This is a genomic window from uncultured Hyphomicrobium sp., from assembly GCF_902826555.1.
Lineage (GTDB): Bacteria > Pseudomonadota > Alphaproteobacteria > Rhizobiales > Hyphomicrobiaceae > Hyphomicrobium_C.
The window spans coordinates 25,276-45,486 of sequence record NZ_CADEFI010000011.1; the positions used below are offsets into that span (position 1 = coordinate 25,276).

The 20,211-nt window shown below is 65.4% G+C and carries 16 protein-coding genes; 10 read left to right on the forward strand and 6 right to left on the reverse strand.

The window, feature by feature from the left end:
- The first annotated feature begins 123 nt into the window (after positions 1-123).
- The 3 genes from QZV93_RS07040 (at position 124) to QZV93_RS07050 (ending at position 5,497) form a co-directional block, all read left to right on the forward strand.
- A complete protein-coding gene (locus tag QZV93_RS07040; protein WP_295557133.1) occupies positions 124-2,058 on the forward strand; it encodes a methylmalonyl-CoA mutase family protein in 1,935 nt (644 codons plus the stop codon).
- Positions 2,059-2,146: 88 nt separating this feature from the next.
- Positions 2,147-4,327, forward strand: coding sequence for a methylmalonyl-CoA mutase (gene scpA / locus QZV93_RS07045; RefSeq protein ID WP_295557135.1), 2,181 nt, complete (start codon positions 2,147-2,149; stop codon positions 4,325-4,327).
- Positions 4,328-4,489: 162 nt separating this feature from the next.
- Positions 4,490-5,497, forward strand: coding sequence for an NAD(P)-dependent alcohol dehydrogenase (locus QZV93_RS07050; RefSeq protein WP_295557136.1), 1,008 nt, complete (start codon positions 4,490-4,492; stop codon positions 5,495-5,497).
- A 231-nt stretch (positions 5,498-5,728) separates the two neighbouring features.
- Here the strand turns inward: QZV93_RS07050 and clpA are convergent, their stop codons facing one another.
- From clpA to QZV93_RS07065, 3 genes are all read right to left on the reverse strand, one after another.
- Positions 5,729-8,194, reverse strand: coding sequence for an ATP-dependent Clp protease ATP-binding subunit ClpA (gene clpA, locus QZV93_RS07055; protein WP_295557137.1), 2,466 nt, complete (start codon positions 8,192-8,194; stop codon positions 5,729-5,731).
- 7 nt (positions 8,195-8,201) lie between these two features.
- Positions 8,202-8,552: an ATP-dependent Clp protease adapter ClpS gene (clpS, locus tag QZV93_RS07060; protein ID WP_295557212.1), complete on the reverse strand. Its 351-nt coding sequence runs from the start codon at positions 8,550-8,552 to the stop codon at positions 8,202-8,204.
- A 281-nt stretch (positions 8,553-8,833) separates the two neighbouring features.
- Positions 8,834-9,157, reverse strand: a complete 324-nt coding sequence (locus tag QZV93_RS07065; RefSeq protein ID WP_295557138.1) for a phasin family protein — start codon at positions 9,155-9,157, stop codon at positions 8,834-8,836.
- Positions 9,158-9,527: 370 nt separating this feature from the next.
- On the opposite strand from QZV93_RS07065, the gene QZV93_RS07070 reads away from it, so the two are divergent.
- Positions 9,528-11,240, forward strand: coding sequence for a serine hydrolase (locus QZV93_RS07070; RefSeq protein ID WP_295557140.1), 1,713 nt, complete (start codon positions 9,528-9,530; stop codon positions 11,238-11,240).
- A 50-nt stretch (positions 11,241-11,290) separates the two neighbouring features.
- Positions 11,291-11,668, forward strand: coding sequence for a hypothetical protein (locus tag QZV93_RS07075; RefSeq protein ID WP_295557141.1), 378 nt, complete (start codon positions 11,291-11,293; stop codon positions 11,666-11,668).
- On the opposite strand, the gene QZV93_RS07080 is transcribed toward QZV93_RS07075, so the two are convergent.
- On the reverse strand, positions 11,652-12,347 hold the full coding sequence (locus QZV93_RS07080; protein ID WP_295557143.1) for a DnaJ domain-containing protein: 696 nt from the start codon (positions 12,345-12,347) through the stop codon (positions 11,652-11,654). The two genes, QZV93_RS07075 and QZV93_RS07080, sit on opposite strands and share 17 nt — an antisense overlap.
- Before the next feature lie 92 nt (positions 12,348-12,439).
- Positions 12,440-13,213, reverse strand: coding sequence for a VWA domain-containing protein (locus QZV93_RS07085; protein WP_295557145.1), 774 nt, complete (start codon positions 13,211-13,213; stop codon positions 12,440-12,442).
- 144 nt (positions 13,214-13,357) lie between these two features.
- On the opposite strand from QZV93_RS07085, the gene QZV93_RS07090 reads away from it, so the two are divergent.
- From QZV93_RS07090 to QZV93_RS07110, 5 genes are all read left to right on the forward strand, one after another.
- Complete coding sequence (locus QZV93_RS07090) at positions 13,358-13,978, forward strand: N-acetyltransferase (RefSeq protein WP_295557146.1); 621 nt, start codon at positions 13,358-13,360, stop codon at positions 13,976-13,978.
- Between the two features lie 271 nt (positions 13,979-14,249).
- Positions 14,250-15,041, forward strand: coding sequence for a VOC family protein (locus QZV93_RS07095; RefSeq protein WP_295557148.1), 792 nt, complete (start codon positions 14,250-14,252; stop codon positions 15,039-15,041).
- 10 nt (positions 15,042-15,051) lie between these two features.
- Positions 15,052-15,912 carry a glycine betaine ABC transporter substrate-binding protein gene (locus QZV93_RS07100; RefSeq protein WP_295557150.1) on the forward strand — a complete coding sequence of 287 codons (861 nt, stop codon included), beginning with the start codon at positions 15,052-15,054 and terminating at the stop codon, positions 15,910-15,912.
- Between the two features lie 134 nt (positions 15,913-16,046).
- Positions 16,047-16,427, forward strand: a complete 381-nt coding sequence (locus QZV93_RS07105; RefSeq protein WP_295557152.1) for a hypothetical protein — start codon at positions 16,047-16,049, stop codon at positions 16,425-16,427.
- Between the two features lie 8 nt (positions 16,428-16,435).
- Entirely contained in the window at positions 16,436-16,972 is a 537-nt protein-coding gene (locus QZV93_RS07110) for a hypothetical protein (RefSeq protein WP_295557153.1), read from the forward strand.
- 25 nt (positions 16,973-16,997) lie between these two features.
- On the opposite strand, the gene putA is transcribed toward QZV93_RS07110, so the two are convergent.
- The gene (putA, locus tag QZV93_RS07115) at positions 16,998-20,198 is read right to left on the reverse strand and encodes a bifunctional proline dehydrogenase/L-glutamate gamma-semialdehyde dehydrogenase PutA (RefSeq protein ID WP_295557155.1); all 3,201 of its coding nucleotides are present in this window, start codon (positions 20,196-20,198) and stop codon (positions 16,998-17,000) included.
- Positions 20,199-20,211 lie beyond the last annotated feature (13 nt).

The following is a 20,211-nucleotide window of genomic DNA, read 5'->3' on the forward strand; positions in this document are numbered from 1 at the left end:
ACTGTCGCATCGCGCGATTTCCGCGTGCGCAAAGCGGCTATTTTCCTTATAGAGCAAAGTATAGCGGGGTGCCCGAGCGTCCCTTCGACAACAACAATCCGATCAACGGGGTCACAAGTCACAATGACGGCCGCTGGCAGCTCCCAAGGCGATACTGCAACACCTCTGGCGTCGGATTTCGAGGCCGCAACGCGCGCCCAATGGCTGGCTCTGGTCGACAAGGCGATCAAGGGCGCCGACTTCGAGAAAAAGCTTGTCACCCGGAATGCCGACGGGATCCGAATCGACCCCATCTACGTGCGCGCGACAAGCATTCCGGCGCTGCAGACGGCCATTCCCGGACATGCCCCCTTCACGCGCGGCACCAACGAGGTCGTGCAGGGCCTCGGCTGGGAGATCCGGCAGCGGGTCAATGCGGCGGATCCGGAAGGCGCCAATCGGGAGATCCTGTCCGAGCTCGAAGGCGGCAGCAACGGCATCCTGCTCGAGATCGAAGCGCCAGGGCAAACGGGTTGCCGCATCCAGAGCGCAGCGGACATGGTCGCGGCTCTCTCCGGCATGCGCATCGACCTCGCGCCGGTCGAACTCAAGGCGGGGCTCGGTGCTGCGGACGCTGCCGCCCAACTCGTCTCCGCACTGCCGGGACTTGGCATTCCTGCCAAGTCGGCGCAGGTCTTTCTCGGCCTCGATCCGATCGGGTCGCTTGCCCGGTGGGGCACGTTGCCGGCGCCCGTACAGCAGGTGCTCGTCGAGAGCATTGCGCTCGCCGGAGAAGTCGGCGCCGAAGTTCCGAATGCACGCACGATCAAGGTCGACGCGACCGTCTATCACGAGGCGGGCGCCACGGACGCGTTCGAGCTCGCCGCGCTCGGCGCGACGCTGATCGCCTATCTCAGGATGTTCGAAGCGGCCGGCATTCCGCCCGCGAACGCGCTCAGCCAGATCTCGTTCGGCGTTTCGTCCGACACGGATCTTTTCGCGACGGTCGCCAAGATCAGGGCCGCGCGCCGTCTCATCTGGCGCATCGCCGATGCGTCGGGCGCGAGCGACGCTGCAGCGGCTCTCCATCTTTCGGCCACCGCCTCGTACCGCATGATGGCCAGGCGCGACCCGTGGACCAATATGCTGCGCTCGACGCTCTCATGTGCGGGCGCGGTGCTCGGCGGGGCGGACGCCATCACGGTGCTGCCGTTTACGGCGGCGCTCGGCGAGGCGGACGACATCTCGCGGCGCATGGCGCGCAACATCCAGATCGTGCTGCAGGAGGAATCCTGGCTCGGCCGCGTACTCGATCCCATGGGCGGGTCCTGGTACATCGAAGCCCTCACCGACGAGATGGCGAAGGCGGCCTGGGCTCTCCTGCAGGAGATCGAAGGGAAAGGCGGCATCATCGCCGCGCTCGACACGGGCTTCGTGCAGGACAAGATCGCGGCCGACGCGGCAACGCGCTCCAAGGCCATCGCCACCGGGCGGCAGGAACTGACCGGCGTGTCGGCCTTCCCACTGCTCGGCGACGACGGCGTCAAGGTCAGCCCCTTGCGCAAAGTGCCGCCCGTCAGAGGCAAGGAAATCGTGCGTCCGTTGACGCCCCATCGGCTGGCCGAGCCGTTCGAGGCGTTGCGCGACGCGGCGGACGCTCACGCTCAGAAAGCCGGCGGGGAGCTCACGGTGTTCCTGGCGAGCCTCGGCGCCATCATCGAGCACACGGCGCGCTCGACTTGGATCAAAAATTATCTGGCGGCGGGCGGCATCGGATCGCTGACCACCGACGGCTATACCTCCGCGGACGAGGCTGCGAAGGCCTTCAAGACGTCGGGCGCAACGGCAGCCTGCATCTGCTCGTCGGATGCCCTCTACGCCGAACACGCCGAGGCAACCGCCAAGGCGCTCAAGGCGGCGGGCGCCAAGCTCGTGCTGATGGCGGGGCGGCCCGGCGACAAGGAGGCGGCACTCAAGGCGGCCGGCGTCGACCAGTTCCTGTTCGCGGGCGCCGACGCGGTGGCGACCCTCAAAGGGTTACAGGAAAAGCTCGGTGTCGCGGCATGGAAGCAAACTTAGGTTTCAAAAAGCCGGCGGTTCTGGATTACATTCGTGCGACGTCGCTGAACGTTGCCAGTTTTGAGGCCGGCGAGAAATGGCTAAAGGCATGACCAGCATTCCGGACTTCACCAAGATCAAGCTCGAGGGTGCGCGCAAGACCAACGGCGTGGCGCACGAGGCTCCGGTGCCGGCCGAGAGCGACCTGTTCACGACACCGGAAGGCATTCCCGTGAAGCCGGTCTACACGGACGCCGACACGGCCGGCCTCGACTTCCTCGACACCTGGCCCGGCATCGCACCCTATGTGCGCGGACCCTACCCGACCATGTACGTCACTCAGCCGTGGACGGTGCGCCAGTACGCGGGCTTCTCGACGGCAGAAGATTCCAACGCCTTCTACCGGCGCAACATCGCGGCCGGGCAGAAGGGGCTCTCGGTCGCTTTCGACCTCGCGACGCACCGCGGCTACGACTCGGATCATCCGCGCGTGCGCGGCGACGTCGGCATGGCGGGCGTGGCCATCGATTCCATCTACGATATGCGCACGCTGTTCGACGGCATCCCGCTCGAGCAGATGACGGTCTCCATGACCATGAACGGCGCCGTGCTGCCGGTGCTGGCGCTCTTCATCGTCGCAGGAGAGGAGCAGGGCGTGCCGGCGGCGAAACTCGCGGGCACCATCCAGAACGACATCCTCAAAGAGTTCATGGTGCGCAACACCTACATCTATCCGCCCGAGCCTTCGATGCGGATCGTGTCGGACATCTTTGCGTACACGTCGGCCAACATGCCGAAGTTCAATTCGATCTCGATCTCCGGCTATCACATGCAGGAGGCGGGCGCGACGGCGGATCTCGAGCTCGGCTACACGATCGCCGACGGCATCGAATATGCGCGCGCGGGCGTGGCCGCAGGTCTCGACATCGACAAGTTCGCGCCGCGTCTGTCGTTCTTCTGGGCGATCGGCATGAATTTCTACATGGAGATCGCCAAGATGCGGGCGGCGCGCCTGCTCTGGGCGCAGCTCATCAAGCGCGAGTTCGCGCCCAAGGACGATCGCTCGCTGTCGCTCAGGACGCACAGCCAGACCTCGGGCTGGAGTCTTACCGCGCAGGACATCTTCAACAACGCGACGCGGACGTGCATCGAGGCCATGGCGGCCACGCAGGGGCATACGCAATCGCTGCACACGAACGGCATCGACGAAGCCATCGCGCTGCCGACCGACTTCTCGGCGCGCATCGCGCGTAATACGCAGCTGCTGCTGCAGCAGGAAAGCGGCACGACGCGCCCGATCGACCCGTGGGGCGGCAGCCACTTCATCGAGCGCCTGACGTACGAGCTCGCGCTCAAGGCGAAGGCGCACATCGACGAGGTGGAAAAGCTCGGCGGCATGGCGAAGGCCATCGCGGCGGGCATTCCGAAGATCCGCATCGAGGAGGCCGCAGCCCGCACGCAGGCACGTATCGACAGCGGCCGGCAAACCATCGTCGGCATCAACAAGTTGCGGGTGAAGGACGACCTGCCGATCAACTTCCTCAAGGTCGACAACGCGTCCGTGCGCGAACAGCAGGTGGCCAAGCTCACGCGGCTCCGCGGCGAGCGCAACGAGGCAGAGGCGCAGGCGGCGCTCAGCGCGCTGACCGAGGGCGCATCTGGCGGTGCCAATCTGCTCGATCTCTGCGTCAAGGCCGCGCGCGCGAAGGCCAGCGTCGGCGAGATGTCGGAGGCGATGGAAAAGGTGTTCACGCGCCACCGGGCCGAGGTGCGCGCCATCTCGGGCGTCTACAGATCGGAGGCGGGAGCCATGAACGACGACGTGGGCAAAGTCATTCAGATGGCGGCCGCATTCGAGAAGGTCGACGGGCGGCGGCCGCGCATCCTGATCGCGAAGATGGGCCAGGACGGCCACGACCGCGGGCAGAAGGTGATCGCGTCGGCGTTCGCCGACCTCGGCTTCGATGTCGACATCGGGCCGCTGTTCGCGACGCCCGAGGAGGCAGCGCGGCAGGCGGTCGAGAACGACGTGCACGTGATCGGCGTGTCGACCATGACGGCTGGGCATCTGACGCTGGTGCCGGACCTCAAAGGGGCACTCGCCAAGGACGGACGCGAGGACATCATGGTGGTGGTGGGCGGCGTTATCCCTCCGCATGACTACGACGCGTTATATGCGGCGGGCGCGGAGGCGATCTTCGGGCCGGGCACCAACATCCCGAAGGCGGCTGCCGACCTCATCACCAAGCTCAACGAGAAGTACGGATACGCGAAGGCGGCGGCGGAGTAGGTCCAATTCGCCCTACCTAACGCCGCCCGGGCTTTTGTCCCGAGCTTTGCGTTTCGGTGTGCAGATCGACCTTGGTCGATGGGTCTTTGGTCCGGGTAGCAATCGCGGAAACCGCGACCTACGTCTAGGCGCAGGAAAATGCGCCAGACGGGGAACGTTTTCATGAAAGCCATCAAGGTTTCGCGGCCGGGGGGCCTCGACCGACTGAAGCTTGCCGAGATCGGCGAGCCGCGTGCGCCGGGGGCCGGCGAGATTCGCGTCCGCCTGCATTCCAACTCACTCAACTACCACGACTACGCGGTGGCGATCGGCGCCATCCCTTCCGACGACGGGCGCATTCCGATGTCGGACGGCGCCGGCGTGGTGGAGGCCATCGGCGAAGGCGCGGGCGAATTCGCCGTCGGCGACCGCGTGGTCTCGTGCTTCTTCCCCTACTGGCAGGACGGCGAGCCACCGCACGGCAACTTCAGCCATGTGCCTGGTGACGGGATCGACGGCTACGCGCGGGAAGCGGTGGTCACGCCCGCGCACTGGTTCACGAAAGCGCCCAAGGGATGGAGCCATCTGGAGACGGCGACGCTGCCGTGCGCGGCGCTGACGGCGTGGCGTGCGCTGGTTGTGGAAGGCGGTCTCAAGGCCGGCGACAGCGTGCTGATCCTCGGCACCGGGGGCGTGGCGATTTTCGCGCTGCAGTTTGCGAAGGCGATGGGGGCGACCGCGATCGTCACCTCATCGTCCGACGCCAAGCTCGAACGGGCGCGGGAGATGGGCGCGGACTTCACCGTCAACTACAAGACTGATACCGACTGGGGCGACACCGTGCGCGCCTGGACCGGCAAGCGCGGCGTCGACCACGTGCTCGAGATCGGCGGGCCGGGGACGCTCGCGCAATCGATCACTGCGGCACGCGTCGGCGGGCACATCTCGATGATCGGCATCCTGACCGGCATCAAGGGCGAGGTGCCGACGCTGGCGCTGATGGCCAAGCAGATCAAGCTCAAGGGTATCATCGTCGGCAGCCGCCAGCATCAGCTCGACATGATCCGCGCGCTCGACGCGACCGGGATCAAGCCCGTGATCGACAAAACGTTCGCGCTTGCGGAGCTCGCCGACGCGTTCCGCCACGAGGAGCGGGCCGGCCACTTCGGAAAAATCTGCGTCGAGATCTGAGGCACGAGCGGGGCGCCCCCTCACCCTAGCCCTCTCCCCAAGGGAAGAGGGGACCCGTTGAACACCCCGCTTCGACCGGGTACGTGCTCGCCCTTCCGTGGGGCGGGCCTTCGTGCCTGCACTGGCTGAGATTGCCGACTGCGCGCGGAAAGGCGAAGGGTCGGCCAAGAAAAAACGCCGCGAAGCCGAAGCTTCGCGGCGTCTTTTGTGCGAGGCGCCGGAGGTGCCGGCTCAATCCTCTTTCTTGCGGGGCACGCTCGGGACGGCGCCGCCGGGCGATGACCGGGACGCCTTCTCCTTCTTGTCCTTCGGGCCGGGCAAGGCCTTGCGCGGCGGGGTCGCCTCGACGAGGGCGGCTTCCGTGCCCTCCTCGTCGGTCTCGTCCTCGTCTTCTTCCTTGCGCGGCTTCTTGGACGGATCGCCCGGGATGATCTCGAACGTCAGGCTGCTATCCTCGCCCTTGCCCTGGACCAGCACCTTCACGGTGCCGCCGTGCTCGAGCTTGCCGAACAAAAGCTCGTCCGCGAGCGGCTTCTTGATGTGCTCCTGGATCACGCGGGCGAGCGGACGGGCGCCGAATTTCTCGTCGTAGCCCTTCTCGGCGATCCACTTCTGAGCGCCTTCCGACAGCTCGATGGTGACACCACGATCCGCAAGCTGCGCCTCGAGCTGGAAGATGAACTTCTCCACCACCTTGGCGATGACGTCCGCCGGCAGACCCGAAAAGGCGATGACGGCGTCGAGGCGGTTGCGGAACTCCGGCGTGAACAGCCGGTTCACCGCTTCCGTATCCTCGCCCTCGCGCTTCTCACGGTTGAAGCCCATGGGCGGACGGGCCATGTCGCTCGCGCCGGCATTCGTCGTCATGATCAGGATGACGTTGCGGAAGTCCACCTGCTTGCCGTTGTGGTCGGTGAGCTTGCCGTGGTCCATCACCTGCAGAAGGATGTTGAACAGATCCGGATGCGCCTTCTCGATCTCGTCGAGGAGAAGCACGCAGTGCGGGTGCTGGTCGATGCCATCCGTCAGAAGGCCGCCCTGATCGAAACCGACATAGCCCGGAGGCGCGCCGATCAGACGCGAGACGGTGTGCTTCTCCATGTACTCCGACATGTCGAAGCGCAGGAGCTCGACGCCCATCAGGGATGCGAGCTGCTTTGCCACCTCGGTCTTGCCGACGCCGGTCGGGCCCGAGAAGAGATAACAGCCGATCGGCTTCTCGGGCTCGCGAAGACCCGCGCGTGCGAGCTTGATCGCGGCGGAGAGGGCCGTGATGGCCTTGTCCTGCCCGAACACGAGCCGCTTCATATCCTTTTCGAGGTTAGAGAGAACCTCGGCGTCGGACTTGGTGACAGTCTTCGGCGGAATGCGGGCCATGGTGGCGACGGTTGCCTCGACCTCCTTCACGGTGATCTTCTTCTTGCGCTTGCCTTCCGGCACCAGCATCTGCGAGGCGCCCGTCTCGTCGATCACGTCGATGGCCTTGTCGGGCAGCTTGCGGTCGTGAATGTACTTGGCCGAAAGCTCGACCGCGGCCTTGATCGCCTCGCCCGTGTACTTGAGCTTGTGGAACTCCTCGAAGTAGGGCTTCAAACCCTTGAGGATGGCGATGCTGTCCTCGATCGTCGGCTCCTTGACGTCGATCTTCTGGAAGCGGCGAACGAGCGCGCGATCCTTCTCGAAGTGCTGGCGGTACTCCTTGTAGGTGGTCGAGCCGATGCAGCGCACCGAGCCAGACTGCAGCGCGGGCTTGAGCAGGTTCGAAGCATCCATAGCGCCGCCGGACGTGGCACCGGCGCCGATGACGGTGTGAATCTCGTCGATGAAGAGGATCGCGCCCGGATAGTTCTCGATCTCCTTCATGACCGCCTTCAAGCGCTCCTCGAAGTCGCCGCGGTAGCGCGTGCCGGCCAGGAGGGCGCCCATGTCGAGCGCGAAGATGGTCGCGCCCTTCAACACCTCGGGCACCTCGCCGCGCAGGATCTTGCGCGCCAGGCCCTCGGCGATGGCGGTCTTGCCGACGCCGGGATCGCCGACGAAAAGCGGATTGTTCTTCTGGCGACGGCACAGAACCTGGATGGTGCGCAGCACCTCCTGCTCGCGGCCGATCAGCGGATCGATGCGGCCTTCGCGCGCCTTCTTGTTGAGATTGACGCAGTAGGTGTTGAGCGCGTCCTGGCCAGGCTTTTTCTCCTCGCCCGCTTCGCTCGACTGCTCGTCGTCCACGCCGCGCACTCCTCTGGGCTCCGACATTCCCGCCCGTTTGGCGATGCCGTGACTGATGTACTGAACCGCGTCGAAGCGCGTCATCTCCTGCTCCTGCAGGAAATAGGCGGCGTGGCTCTCGCGCTCGGCAAAGATGGCCACGAGCACGTTGGCGCCCGTCACCTCCTCGCGGCCCGAAGACTGCACATGCACGACGGCACGGTGGATGACACGCTGGAAGCCGGTGGTGGGCTGCGCTTCGGCGGTGCCCTTGTGCACGAGGTTGCCGAGCTCGGTGTCGAGATATTCGCCGACACGGGCGCGGAGCTGGTCGAGATCGACGTTGCAGGCACGCATGACGGCGGCGGCGTCGCGGTCGTCGATCAGCGCGGCAAGCAGATGCTCGAGGGTCGCAAACTCGTGATTGCGTTCGTTTGCGAACTCAAGCGCGCGGTGCAGTGAGGATTCAAGGCTCTTCGAGAAGGATGGCACGTTCGACCTACTCTTTCTCCATGGTGCATTGTAAAGGATGGCCATGCTGACGCGAGAAGTCCATAACCTGCGTCACCTTCGTCTCGGCGACCTCGTAGGTGAAGACCCCGCACACGCCCACGCCTTTGTGGTGCACGTGCAGCATGATCCGCGTCGCTTCCTCGCGTCCCTTGCTGAAGTACTTCTCCAGCACCAGGACCACGAACTCCATCGGCGTGTAGTCGTCATTCAGAAGCAGCACTTTGTAGAGCGACGGCTTCTTTGTCTTAGGGCGCGTCTTGGTGACGAGGCCGGTCTTGCCCTCCTCGCCGCCCCGGTCATTGCCCCGGTCGTTTCCGGCGCCGTTCTTCCCCGCCATTCTCAGTCCCAGTGTCATCTTGCCCGTCGTCAATTGTACTCACGCTCTCCACAAGGGGACTACACACCCTGCTGCTTCGCATGTTCGCCTAGCTAGCTTGCGCCAGCAATGCCCCTCTGCGGCCCCTCCCGCCATCGGTTCAGAGCACCAGAGCAATCTGGCGAAATGAAAGTGGGAAGTCCCACGAGATAAAAAAGGCCCGGGCTCAGCGCCCAGGCCTCATTCGTTGTCGATCAAGAGCCGTTTATCCGCCGTGGGCGGAGTGCCATGCTCATGGCGGCCTACCTCTGGAAGACCTTCTCGACAGGCTTGTAGGCGTCCTTGGCCAAGCTGGTGTACATGCCGCCGATCTTGGTCATCTGCTGCATGTAATCCTCATACGCCTTCTTGGCGAAGCTGGATTGGATCTCAAAGGCCTGCTCGAGCGATTTGGCGGAGGCGAGCTTTTCGAAGGTGGCGGTACCGTCCTCGAAAGCGCGCTTCGAGTAGTCCGTCATCTCGGCTGCGATCGCCTGCCAGCCCTTGTTCCAATCGCCGAACAACTTCAACGCTGTATCGACGTTGGTCTGGCCGAACTTCTGGAAATCCTGGAAACCGTTGATCATTGGATGCCTGCCTGCTGCTATCGGGTGGGAGACCGTAGTGTCGGCGCCGGGTGCCTTGAACATAATTTAGCCGCACCGCACCATTTTTTCAAGTCGTATACCGCGACGCAGCAATACCGGCGGGTTGCCGGCGGACAATGACCTAGACGTTAAGAAAATTGCAGCACCGCTCGGCTAGCTTTTTGCCCGGCGCTTTGCCGTTGGCGACACGGCGCTCCGGCCCCAAAGTGGCCGCGAAGCATAGGCATTGAGGCCCGGGTCGGATATGGTTGATCGTCCGGCGGACGGGTGGCTGGACACGTTACTCGATGACGCGCGCTTCAAGCGACGGCGCGGAATTGGAACGAGGGGATCTTTGACGATTTCCGTCATGCGACCGATGCTCCTGGCTCTTGCCGTATGTGCGGCGGCGCTTGCGCCCGCCCACAACGCGCGCGCGGAAGCTGCCAAGCAGGCCTCCATCATCGTCGACGCCAACACCGGCAAAGTGTTGCACGCGCAATCTGCCGACGAGCTGCGTTTTCCGGCGTCGCTGACCAAGATGATGACGCTCTACATGCTCTTCGGAGAGATTGAAGCGGGCCGCATCTCCTACGACACCAAGATCAAGTTCAGCGAGCGGGCGACCCAGGTGGCGCCGTCCAAGCTCGGGCTCGACGCCGGCGACGAGATCGAGGCGATCGACGCCATCAAGGCGTTGGTGGTCAAGTCGGCCAACGATGTGGCCGTCGCCGTGGCCGAGCATATCGGCGGCACGGAGTACCAGTTCGCGCGCATGATGACGGACCGGGCCCACGAGATCGGGATGGCCTCCACCACGTTCCGCAATGCCTCGGGCCTGCCGAACCCTTCGCAGAAGACGACGGCGCGGGACATGGTCACGCTGGGGCTCAGGCTGCAGGACGACTTTCCGCAGCACTATCGCCTGTTCTCGACCGCATCGTTCACGTTCCGCGGCAAGACACACAAGTCGCATAACACCCTGATGCGCGGCTTTCCGGGCATGGACGGCATCAAGACCGGTTACACGCGCGCTTCCGGATTCAACCTGGTGTCGTCGGTGCACGCGGAGGGTAAGCACATCGTAGGCGCCGTGTTCGGCGGCAAGACAGCCGCGACGCGCAATGCGCTGATGCGGTCGCTGCTTTACACCGCATTGGAGAAAGCCTCGACGGAGCGGACCCGCCAAGGCGGTCCGCAGCTCGTGGCACGGGCGCGTACCACCAAGACGCCTCAGTTCGCGCAAGCCGACGCCGGATGGACATCCAAAACGAAAAAGGCGGCGGCCGAGAAACCGGCCAAGGCGCCTGCCAAAGTTGCCGCGGCCACTCCCCCACCTCCGACGCCTGCCGTACGGCCTCCGCAGGCACAGGCAAAACGCGATGCGATCGCCGATGTGCTCGCCGAGGGCGATGCGTCGCCGACCGGCGGCGCATCGAACGCTGCCTATCAGGCCGCCGCGGAGCCGGTTGCCGCTCACCCGCGCCTCGACCTTCAGGCCCTGCGCGAGGCCATGACGGATGCTCCGCCTGCGGGCGGGGAGCCGACCGGGACGCTTGGGTCTCCGGCCTCGGGCCCGCAGGACATCGCGGGACTGATCCGGCACTCCATCGTCGAGGGGACCGGCGAAGCGCCCGCACATGCGCGGCCTGTCGCCGACGAAGGACCTTCCGGGCCTGCCATCGCCCGCCCGCCCGGCACGCTCGACTCGCAGGCCGGTGCGCTGGCATTCGTCTCACCGGCGCAAGCGGGCTCTCCCGCGCTCAGCGTACCGCCGTCGCATCTCAAAGGCCCGATACCGCCTTCGCAGCCCCAATTCCGTGCAGCACCGCTCGGCGCCGGCTATGAGATCCAGATCGGGGCCTACGGCACGGCCCAGGAAGCGCAGGCCAAACTCGACGGGGTGCGCGGCCGCGCCGTCGGCCTGCTCGAGGGGCATGGCGCGGTCACGTTGCCGGTACTGAGGGAAAACCGGCAGATTTTCCGCGCCCGTTTCGTCCACTTCGACGAAGCCGCCGCTTCGAACGCCTGCCTCGAGCTGCGCCGTCTTGCCATCGACTGCTTCGTCATGAAGGCGGATTAGCCGCAAACTCATTTCTCAATCGAACGGACGGCCCGCGTATCGGGGGATTCATGCTGCAAAACTGGCTTTCGGTCGCTGGGATCGGGATCGACCTGCTCGGCTTCCTGCTTCTCCTCCGCGAATGGTGGCTCGCCTTCTTCCACGAGTCGGCCACGCTCGATTTCCAGCAACGGCGCGCCTGGGAGCAATCGCTGCGTCATCACCAGCACACCCACGCCTCCGATCAGCTCCGGGCTCATCTCGACGCCTCGCACCGCATTCAGGACGAGATGGTCGAGCGCGCCGCCCGAGGCCGGCACATCGAAACCCTGCGCTCGCGCAAACGCGCCTTCGTGCTGGCAACCGTGCTGATCATCCTCGGCGCGCTGCTGCAGCTCGTGGGGCAGCTTCCGGCCGAGCTCTTCTCGCTGTTCACGGGCGCTGGTTGAGCAGCACGTCCTTGGCCTCGTTGACCTGCGCGGCGAGATAGGTCGAGCCGCCGCGATCGGGGTGCAGCTTCAGCATCAGATCGCGATGGGCGCGGCGAATCTCCTCCTCGGTCGCGCCCGGCTTCAGCCCCAGGATCTCGTAGGCCTCGTCCGGCTGCATGCGTCCGTCGTGATCGCGCATCTCGCGCTCCCCGCGCGAGACATCCTCGCGCCAGCTCGGATGAATGCGATCAAGATAGGCCTCGAGAAGCTGCGCCGACTGCGGATCGATGAAGCGGCAGTCGTGCCACAGCAGCGCCACCTCGGCGGGCTTCAGCGTGTCGAGATCGCGACCGGCGAACATACCCTTCAGGACACGTCCCGACATGGCGCCACTGTCGTGATCGAGCTCCATGGCGAGGTGCTCGGTGGTGACGCTGGACAGCTGGCCTGTGGACTTGTGCGTGGGGCCGCTCGGAGCGCCGCCGCCCCAGCCCAAGAGCCACGCGCCCAGCATGCCGAGCAGGCTCGCAGGCCCAGCGGCGCCGCGCACCAGAAAGATCGCCGCCGCGCCGAGCGCCAGAGCGCCGCCCGCGAGCCGCATCTGACGGGCCATGGCGGCCGGATTGGCGCGCGTAAAGCCCGTGATCAGGAACAGGGCCAGCACCAGCGCGGCGAGGCCGAGTAGGAAGAACTGCATCAGCGCGTCACTCTCGGCAACGGTGTGTCTCCATGCCGATCAACGGCACAGCCAGCGCGAATCCAGCGCCGATCATGGACACAACTTAGGAGCTAGCGACGCATCTGTCCAAGCAGGCGGCGAGCCCCCTCGCCACCGGGCCTGGCGAGCAGCGCCTGCAGGGCCTTTTGCCCGCCTGCCGCGTAAACGGCGACGGCTGTCAACAGCTCGCGCAGCTCAGCGGCGGAGCCGGGCCCAAAGTGGCAGTGCGCACCCTTGGTCAGGCGCGCGATCTCCTTGAAGGCGCGCGTGGCGTTGGCGTCGCCGCCCTCCTGGAACAGGAAGGCGGGCACGCCCAGCAGGGCCAGCTCGCCGGCACGGCCGGCCAGTTCATCGATCGGCTCCTCGACGGCGTCGCCGACGTAGACCAGCGCGCTGATCTTGGCTTTTTCCGACTCGCGACGGGCCTGAGACAGCACCTTGCCGATCTGCGTGAAGCCGCCGTGGCAGGCGACCTGGCGCATGAGAGCCGCAAGCGCGTCGGCGTTCGTCACCCAGCGCGAGGCGCGCGCTTCTCCGGCGCCGCGGAAGTACATGAGCTGCACCTCGAGCGAACCGATCTCCTTCACGGCGCGGAACATCTCCGATTGCAGCGCGAGCGCCATGTCCCAAGTGGGGGCGCGGCTCATGGTGGCGTCCATGGCGAACAGCAGCCGGCCGCGGGTGCCGGTCGCGGCAGGGCCCAGCGCCTTCACCTTGGCGACGAAGTCCGCCACCTCGGCGCTGGAGGCCGCGGAAGACGCCGGCGCGCCGGCACGCTGGCCGGCCGGGGTGGGCGTCGGGGTCGTTCCCGTCGTGGTATTGGGCGGCTTCGTCTCGCGCGTCATCGGGGGTCCCTGCGGGGCGATATTCCATCCTAACATGGCGAGCGCCGGGCGCGGCGGCAATGCCACCCAGGCGGGAGCCGCTTCCGGAAACCGCCGACCTGGGATACATCCAGGCGCCCGAACTCAATCATTCCGCGGACACCCATGCCAAACGAGCCCAAGACCTCCGGAAAACGCACCGGTAAACCCGCAGATGGCGAGATCGAGCTCACGGTGCGGCGCATGCATCGGCGCGACATCAATCGCGTGTGGGAGTTCTTGAAGCTCGTCTTCAGAGGCGTCAACCGCGAAACGGTCGAGTTCCAGCGGCCGCGCAGCAAGAAGCGCTTCATGGAGATCTACGAGGACGAGGGCGTCGAGCAGCTCGTGTTCGAGAAGAAGCAGGACGGGAAGCTCGCGCTGGTCGGCTACGCCGAGTACGCCTACGAGGTTGCCGGTGCCGACAGCTGGATCAATCACCGCTATTTCGAAACGCGCGGCATGCGGCCCCTGTTTGTCGAAGAGATCGCCGTGCATCCGGAATATCACGGCCTCGGCATCGGCTCGTTCATGTTCGAGCAGATCGATCATGCGGCACGCCTCCGAGGCTGCACGCACATCGTGCTCGACGTCGCGGAGAACAACGAAGAGGCGCTTCGCTACTACCGCAAGCGCAACTTTCACAAGATCGACGCGGCCATTTTCCTGTCGAAGAAAGTCGAGACGGCCGACGACCTGCTGGGACCACGCAAGTTCAAGGTTCGCGCGAAGAAGACGGGCGATTGAGGCGTCACCGTCTAACAGGCCTCCTTGCCAACAAACGCCCACGCTTCATACGGGTCAATCCTTAGGGGACGTGGACGGCGTGCCTCAAAGGCACCTTCCAAAAGAACATCGGCAATTCACTAAAGCCCTTTCTGGATGATCGGTATACGGTTCCAGGCGGAATTATGCGCAGGCCGTCGCCGGTTGGCATCTCTCCGCTCGAACTGAGGAGGAAGCTATGGATCAATCCACGCGAGATGACGGGCCAACTTCACTCAATCGCCGCGACGTCATGCGCGCTGCCGGCGCGATGGCAATCGCCGGCGCGGGAAGTGTCGCGGGCGGCACCGTTCCCACTTATGCGCAAAGCAACGGAGCTGCCAATAAAGGCGCGCTCGGTCTCAGGCTACAGGGCGTCCAGCACTTCGGCCTCACGGTGCAGAATATGGATCGCGCGTTCGAATTCTATACCGAGGTACTCGGCGGCACCGAGATCATGCGGGACGGTGACTTTCATGGGGAACGCATCCACAACACGCTGCTGACCGATCAGGAGATCGAGGCACGCGAGCGCGATGTCAATCCGCGCACGATGGGAATTCCAGACCTCCGGGGTGGTGCGCAGCGCCTGGATGTTCGCTTTATCCAGTTCGACAATGTTGTAATCGAGCTGCTGCAGTACCGCGACGCCGAGCAGCCGGCCGGCAGCGGTAGCGCATTTGCCGAGCCGCTCGACCATATGAGTCCTGCGTTTCCGCGCATGATGCACATCTGCTTTCACATCCGCGACGATGTCGATTTCAACCAATTCATCGCCGATCTCGAAGCGGAAGCGGCGAAACGCGGAATGCCCCAGGTCAGGGCCAACCGCGTGGTCACTGTGACCACCGAGCAGGACCGTTTGGCCGCGCCCCTCGAAGCGAACAGCAACGGCATCACCGAAGGCAAATCGAACGGATGGAGGCTGATCTATTGCAAGGGATCTGAAGGCGAACAGCTCGAATTCGTGCAAGCACTCGGGCCCGTGAAGGAGGTCTTCGCCAAGGGTATGGAAGCCCACAAACGCTCGCGTGGCAATCGCTAGAGGAGGGTTCATGCTGAAGCATTTTGCGCGTCTGTCGTTCGCCCTCTTCGCGGTGCTGACGACGGCTACGTCTTCCGTAGCCGAGGAACGGGTCATCCGGCTCGGCCAGGTCGGGCTGTCATTCTACGCCGTGGTCGGCGGCATCGTGCAGGAGGTGCTGGAGCACGACGGATACAAGGTCGAGGTCACGACCGGCAGTCATGGCGACATCTTTCCGAAGCTCGGCGCGGGCGAGGTCGATATCCTGGCGGCGGCTTGGCTTCCCGACGGCCACGCACCTCTTTATGCAAAGGTGAAGGACGTCACATACATTGTCGGAGAGCTGTACGGCGATGCGCGGCTCTACTGGGCAGTGCCTGACTACGTCCCTGCCGATCTGGTGCGTTCGATCGACGACCTGAAGAAGCCTGACGTCGCGGCGCGGATGGACAAGAGAATTCGCGGCATCGGCGCCACGTCCGGGCTCATGGTCGGTGCCTCGAAGATTCGTGAGGCCTACGGCTTGGACGCAGCCGGGTACGAGGTCATCCCCGGCGAAGCGACGGATTGGATCGCGAATTTCAAGCAAGCGGTTGCCGAGCAACGCTGGCTCGTCATGCCGCTTTGGCAGCCGCAGTGGATCAACGCGGCTTACAAGGTCCGCGTGCTCGATGAGCCGAAGGGCATCTACGGAAAAGGCGATACCGCCGTCCTCCTCGGACATGAAAGCTTGAAAGGCAAACTGTCGCCCGAGACCCTCGACCGCCTCAAGGGCATTACGCTCAGCATCGATGCCGTCACGCAAATGGACCTGTGGGTCAATGTCGATGGGCTTGCACCACGCGACGCTGCGAAAAGGTGGGTTTCTGCCAATCCCTTGCGGAAGGATTAGAGGCAGCGCTTAGATCTGCTGATATCCGGTTGTCCGCGCGGCCTAGCCGACGCCGGGCCCGCCAGAAGGCCGACGTTGCCGATGTGCCGATGGCCCACTAGATTGGCGGCTCCAGATCGTCAGGAGTTGTTCCGATGCAGTTGCGGTTGCGCCGTTGTTCAAGGCAGTTTGCATTCGTAGCCATTGCGTTTCTCAGCACGATCACTCCGGCGAGCGCCGCGTCATCTGAACTCATCTGCCTGAAGTCCAGTGATCCAGCATCCCTCGATGACTTGGCAATCGCCTGCTATTCCGATCAGGCCTGCACGTACGTCGAACAGCACAACGGCGAAGCGCTGCGCGACTACGATGAAACAAGCGTCGCGGCCGCGCTCGGTCGCGAAAAAATCGAGGGCATCGTGACGTCGTCAGCGCCGATCATCAAACAGATCAAAGGCTACGGCTACACCTGCGTGCCACTACCGGAATTCATCGACCAAACGACATCGGCGCATCGCGATCCGAGGAGACAATAGTGCAAAGATTGCTTTCGATTGCGACGGCCGTTGTCGCGTTACTGATCGCTGGGGCCTCGAACGCCGCCGAGCCGGAACCACCGATATTGACCATCGCGGGCGAAGTTTCGCATCCAAATCGCGGCGCGCTCGATCCCTTCCACGACGCCTTTCTCAGTCACAAGGACAAGACCTTTGCGAAGGCCTTTGTCTTTACGCGCTCGGTGCTCGCGGCCCTGCCGCAAACCAAGATTTCAACCAACGTCAAAGGCTGGCCAGGAAAAGTTGAACTCGAAGGTCCGCGGTTGCTCGATGCATTGACTGCGGCCGGCGTCGCAACGGATGCCACGATCGTTGCGACAGCGCTCGACAGTTACAACGTCGAGCTGACGCCGGAGGAGAGAGCCGCCCACGATTGGATTTTGGCGATCAACGCCAACGGCGCGCCCTTGTCGATCGGCGGTCGGGGCCCTGTCTGGCTGATCCACGGCACAGACGGCAAAGCCGTCTCGCAAGAGGAGGAAGCGACGTGGGTCTGGGCGCTGTATCTGATAGAAGTTAAGTAGCTGCGACGGGCGCGCACGTCTGACCCTAGTCGTCGCTGGGAGTGCCTTCGGTGAGCAGGCCGACGTTGCCGCCGGTGGCTGTGACGTCGGTGGTGCGCACGCGCTCTGTCGCAAAGCGCACGAGGTAGTTCGGGCCGCCCGCCTTGGGGCCGGTGCCCGACAGGCCTTCGCCGCCGAACGGCTGCACGCCCGGCACGGCGCCGATCTGGTTGCGGTTGACATAGAGATTGCCGACGCGGGCATGCTCGGCGACGTAGTCGGCGACGTAGCCGATGCGGCTGTGCACGCCGAGCGTCAGGCCGTAGCCGGTGGCGTTGATCTCATCCACCACCTTGGGCAGATGGCCGCCGGCAAAGCGGACGATATGCAGGATGGGGCCGAAGACCTCGCGCTCCAGCACGCCGATGCTGTCCATCTCATAGCAGGCCGGCGTGACGTAGGTGCCGGCGCGGCAGCCGGTCGGCAGGCGGAGGTCGATCAGCTCGCGCGCGTCGCGCTGCATGCGGACCTTGTGGGCCTCGAGCGCGTCCTGAGCCGCCTCGTCGATCACGGGGCCGATGTCGGTCGCGTAGTCGAACGGGTCGCCGACCTCGAGGGCCTCGATGGCGCCGGTCAACATGCGGATGGTGCGCGTGGCGATCTCCTCCTGCACGAAGAGCACGCGCAGCGCCGAGCAGCGCTGACCGGCACTGTCGAAGGCCGAGCGCACGGCATCGCGCACGACCTGCTCCGGCAGCGCACTGCTGTCGGCGATCATCGCATTGAGACCGCCGGTCTCGGCAATGAGCGGCACCATGTCGGCCTTGCGGTCGGCAAGCGCCTTCTGAATGGCCCAGGCCGCGTCGTTGCCGCCCGTGAAGGCGATGCCCTTGACCTTCGGCGACTTGACGAGCGCGGCACCGACGGCGCCGGAGCCGGTGAGAAGATGCAGGACGTCGGTCGGAACGCCGGCCTGGTGCAGGATGCGGATGGCGAGCATCGCCGTGACGGGGGTCTGCTCGGCGGGCTTGGCGAGCACCGGATTGCCGGCAGCGAGCGCGGCCGCGATCTGGCCGACGAATATGGCGAGCGGGAAGTTCCAGGGTGCGATGCAGGCGAAGGGGCCGCGCCCTCTCAAGTCGAGGGTATTGGTCTCGCCGGTCGGACCCTTCAGGGCGACCGGCGCGCTCATCAGGCGGCGGGCCTCGACGGCGTAATAGCGCAGCAGGTCTGCCGTCTCGCGCACCTCCGCGAGCGCCGCGGGCAACATCTTGCCGGCCTCGCGCACGAGAACTGCCATGAGCCGGGCGCGGTCGCGCTCGATCATGTCGGCGGCCAGATCCAGGATCTTGGCGCGGGCGGGGCCGCCGAGCTTGTCCCAAGCGTGAGCTGCGCGCTCGGCGCTCTGGATGGCGGCGTCGACCTCGCGCGGGGTGGCGATGCGCACGCTGCCGAGGCGTTCCCGGCGATCGTGCGGGCAGGTCAGAAGTGCCGCCTGCGGGCCGCCGATGGTCTCGATGCCGTCGACGATGGGACCGGCGTCGAACTCGTGCCCGAGGGCGGCTTCCATCTGCGCGATCAGCTCGCCGCGCGCGGTGCGTTCCGTCAGTGCGACGCCGAACGAGTTCTTACGCTCAGGCCAGAAGATGTCGCGAGGGCGCGGCAGCGGCTTGGTGGCCGTGTCGGCCCGCTCGCGCTCGGCGGTCTCGACCGGATCGCGGATGATCTGGCCGACAGGGGCCTCGTCGTCGGCGAGACGATTGACGAACGACGTATTGGCCCCGTTTTCCAGCAGGCGACGGACGAGATAGGAAAGCAGATCCTCGTGCTCGCCGACCGGCGCGTAGATGCGGCACGGGTGGCGCAGCTTGCCGGGGGCGGAGACCTCCTCGTAAAGCGCCTCGCCCATGCCGTGCAGGCGCTGGAACTCAAAGGCCGTCTGGCCCGCCGCGACGATGGCGGAGGCGACGGTGTGGGCGTTGTGGGTGGCAAACTGCGGATAGAAGGCCTTGGCGTCCGAGAGGATGAGACGCATGCAGGCAAGATAGGAAACGTCGGTGTGAAGCTTGCGCGTCAGCACCGGATAGTCTGCGAGGCCGCGTTCTTGCGCCCACTTGATCTCGCTATCCCAGTAGGCGCCCTTGACGAGGCGGACGGGAATGCGCTTGCCGCCCTGCTCGGCGAGGCGGCGCAGCCAGCGGATGGTCGGGATGGCACGCTTGCCGTAAGCCTGCACCGCGAGGCCGAGGCCGGTCCAGCGTTCGAGCTCCGGATCCCTGTAGGCGCGCGAGAACATGTCGAGCAACAGCTCGTGGCGATCCTGCTCCTCGGCATCGAGCGTCACGGCGAGGCCGCGGGCTTCCGCCGCGCGCAGGAGTGCGATGAGGCGCGGATAGAGCTCCTCCGCAAGGCGTGCTTCCTTGCCCGGCTCGTAGCGGGGATGCAGCGCGGACAGTTTTACCGACAGGCTCGGGCGGGCGAGCAGGGAATCGGGATGCGACAGCGGATTGGGCCCTGCGGCGTGACCGACCGCGTCGATGGCGGTCATGTAGCGGTCGAAGTAGCGCTCGGCGTCTTTCGCCGTCTTCGCCGCCTCGCCCAGCATGTCGTAGGAGAAACGAAAGCCGCGGGCCTCGTAAGGGGCGGAGCGCGCGATGGCCTCGCGGATGGAGCGGCCGAGCACGAACTGATCGCCTAGCAGCTTGACCGCCTGGCGGACGGCCTGGCGGATAAAGGGCTCGCCCGAGCGCGCGGCAAGGCGCTTCAGGGCCTCCCAGGGGTTGGCGCCGCGCGCCTCCCGCAGCTTGACGATACGGCCGGTCAGCATCAACGCCCAGGTGGACGCATTGACCAGCGTACTGTCGGAGTGGCCGCGGTGGCGCTCCCACTGGCCGCCGGCGATCTTCTCGGCGATGAAGCGATCGGCGGTCTCGGCGTCGGGGATGCGCAGCAACGCCTCGGCGAGGCACATCAGAATGATGCCCTCCTCGCTCGAGAGGCCGTACTCGCGCATGAAGGCGTCGACGCCGCCGTGCTTGGCAGCATCGGCGCGAGCTGACTCCACCAGGTTGCGTGCCATCTCGCCGGTGCGGCGGCGCTCGTCCTCGGTGAAGACGGCGCGCTCGATCAAGCCGCCGACCAGGCGCGTTTCGTCGGAGAGATAGTGTGCGGCAATCTCGTCGCGCGCCGGCTCCTCGCCTTCGCCGGCCCGGCGGGCAGCGAACTCGGATTTTCTCAGCGCAACCATCCCGTGTCCCGAT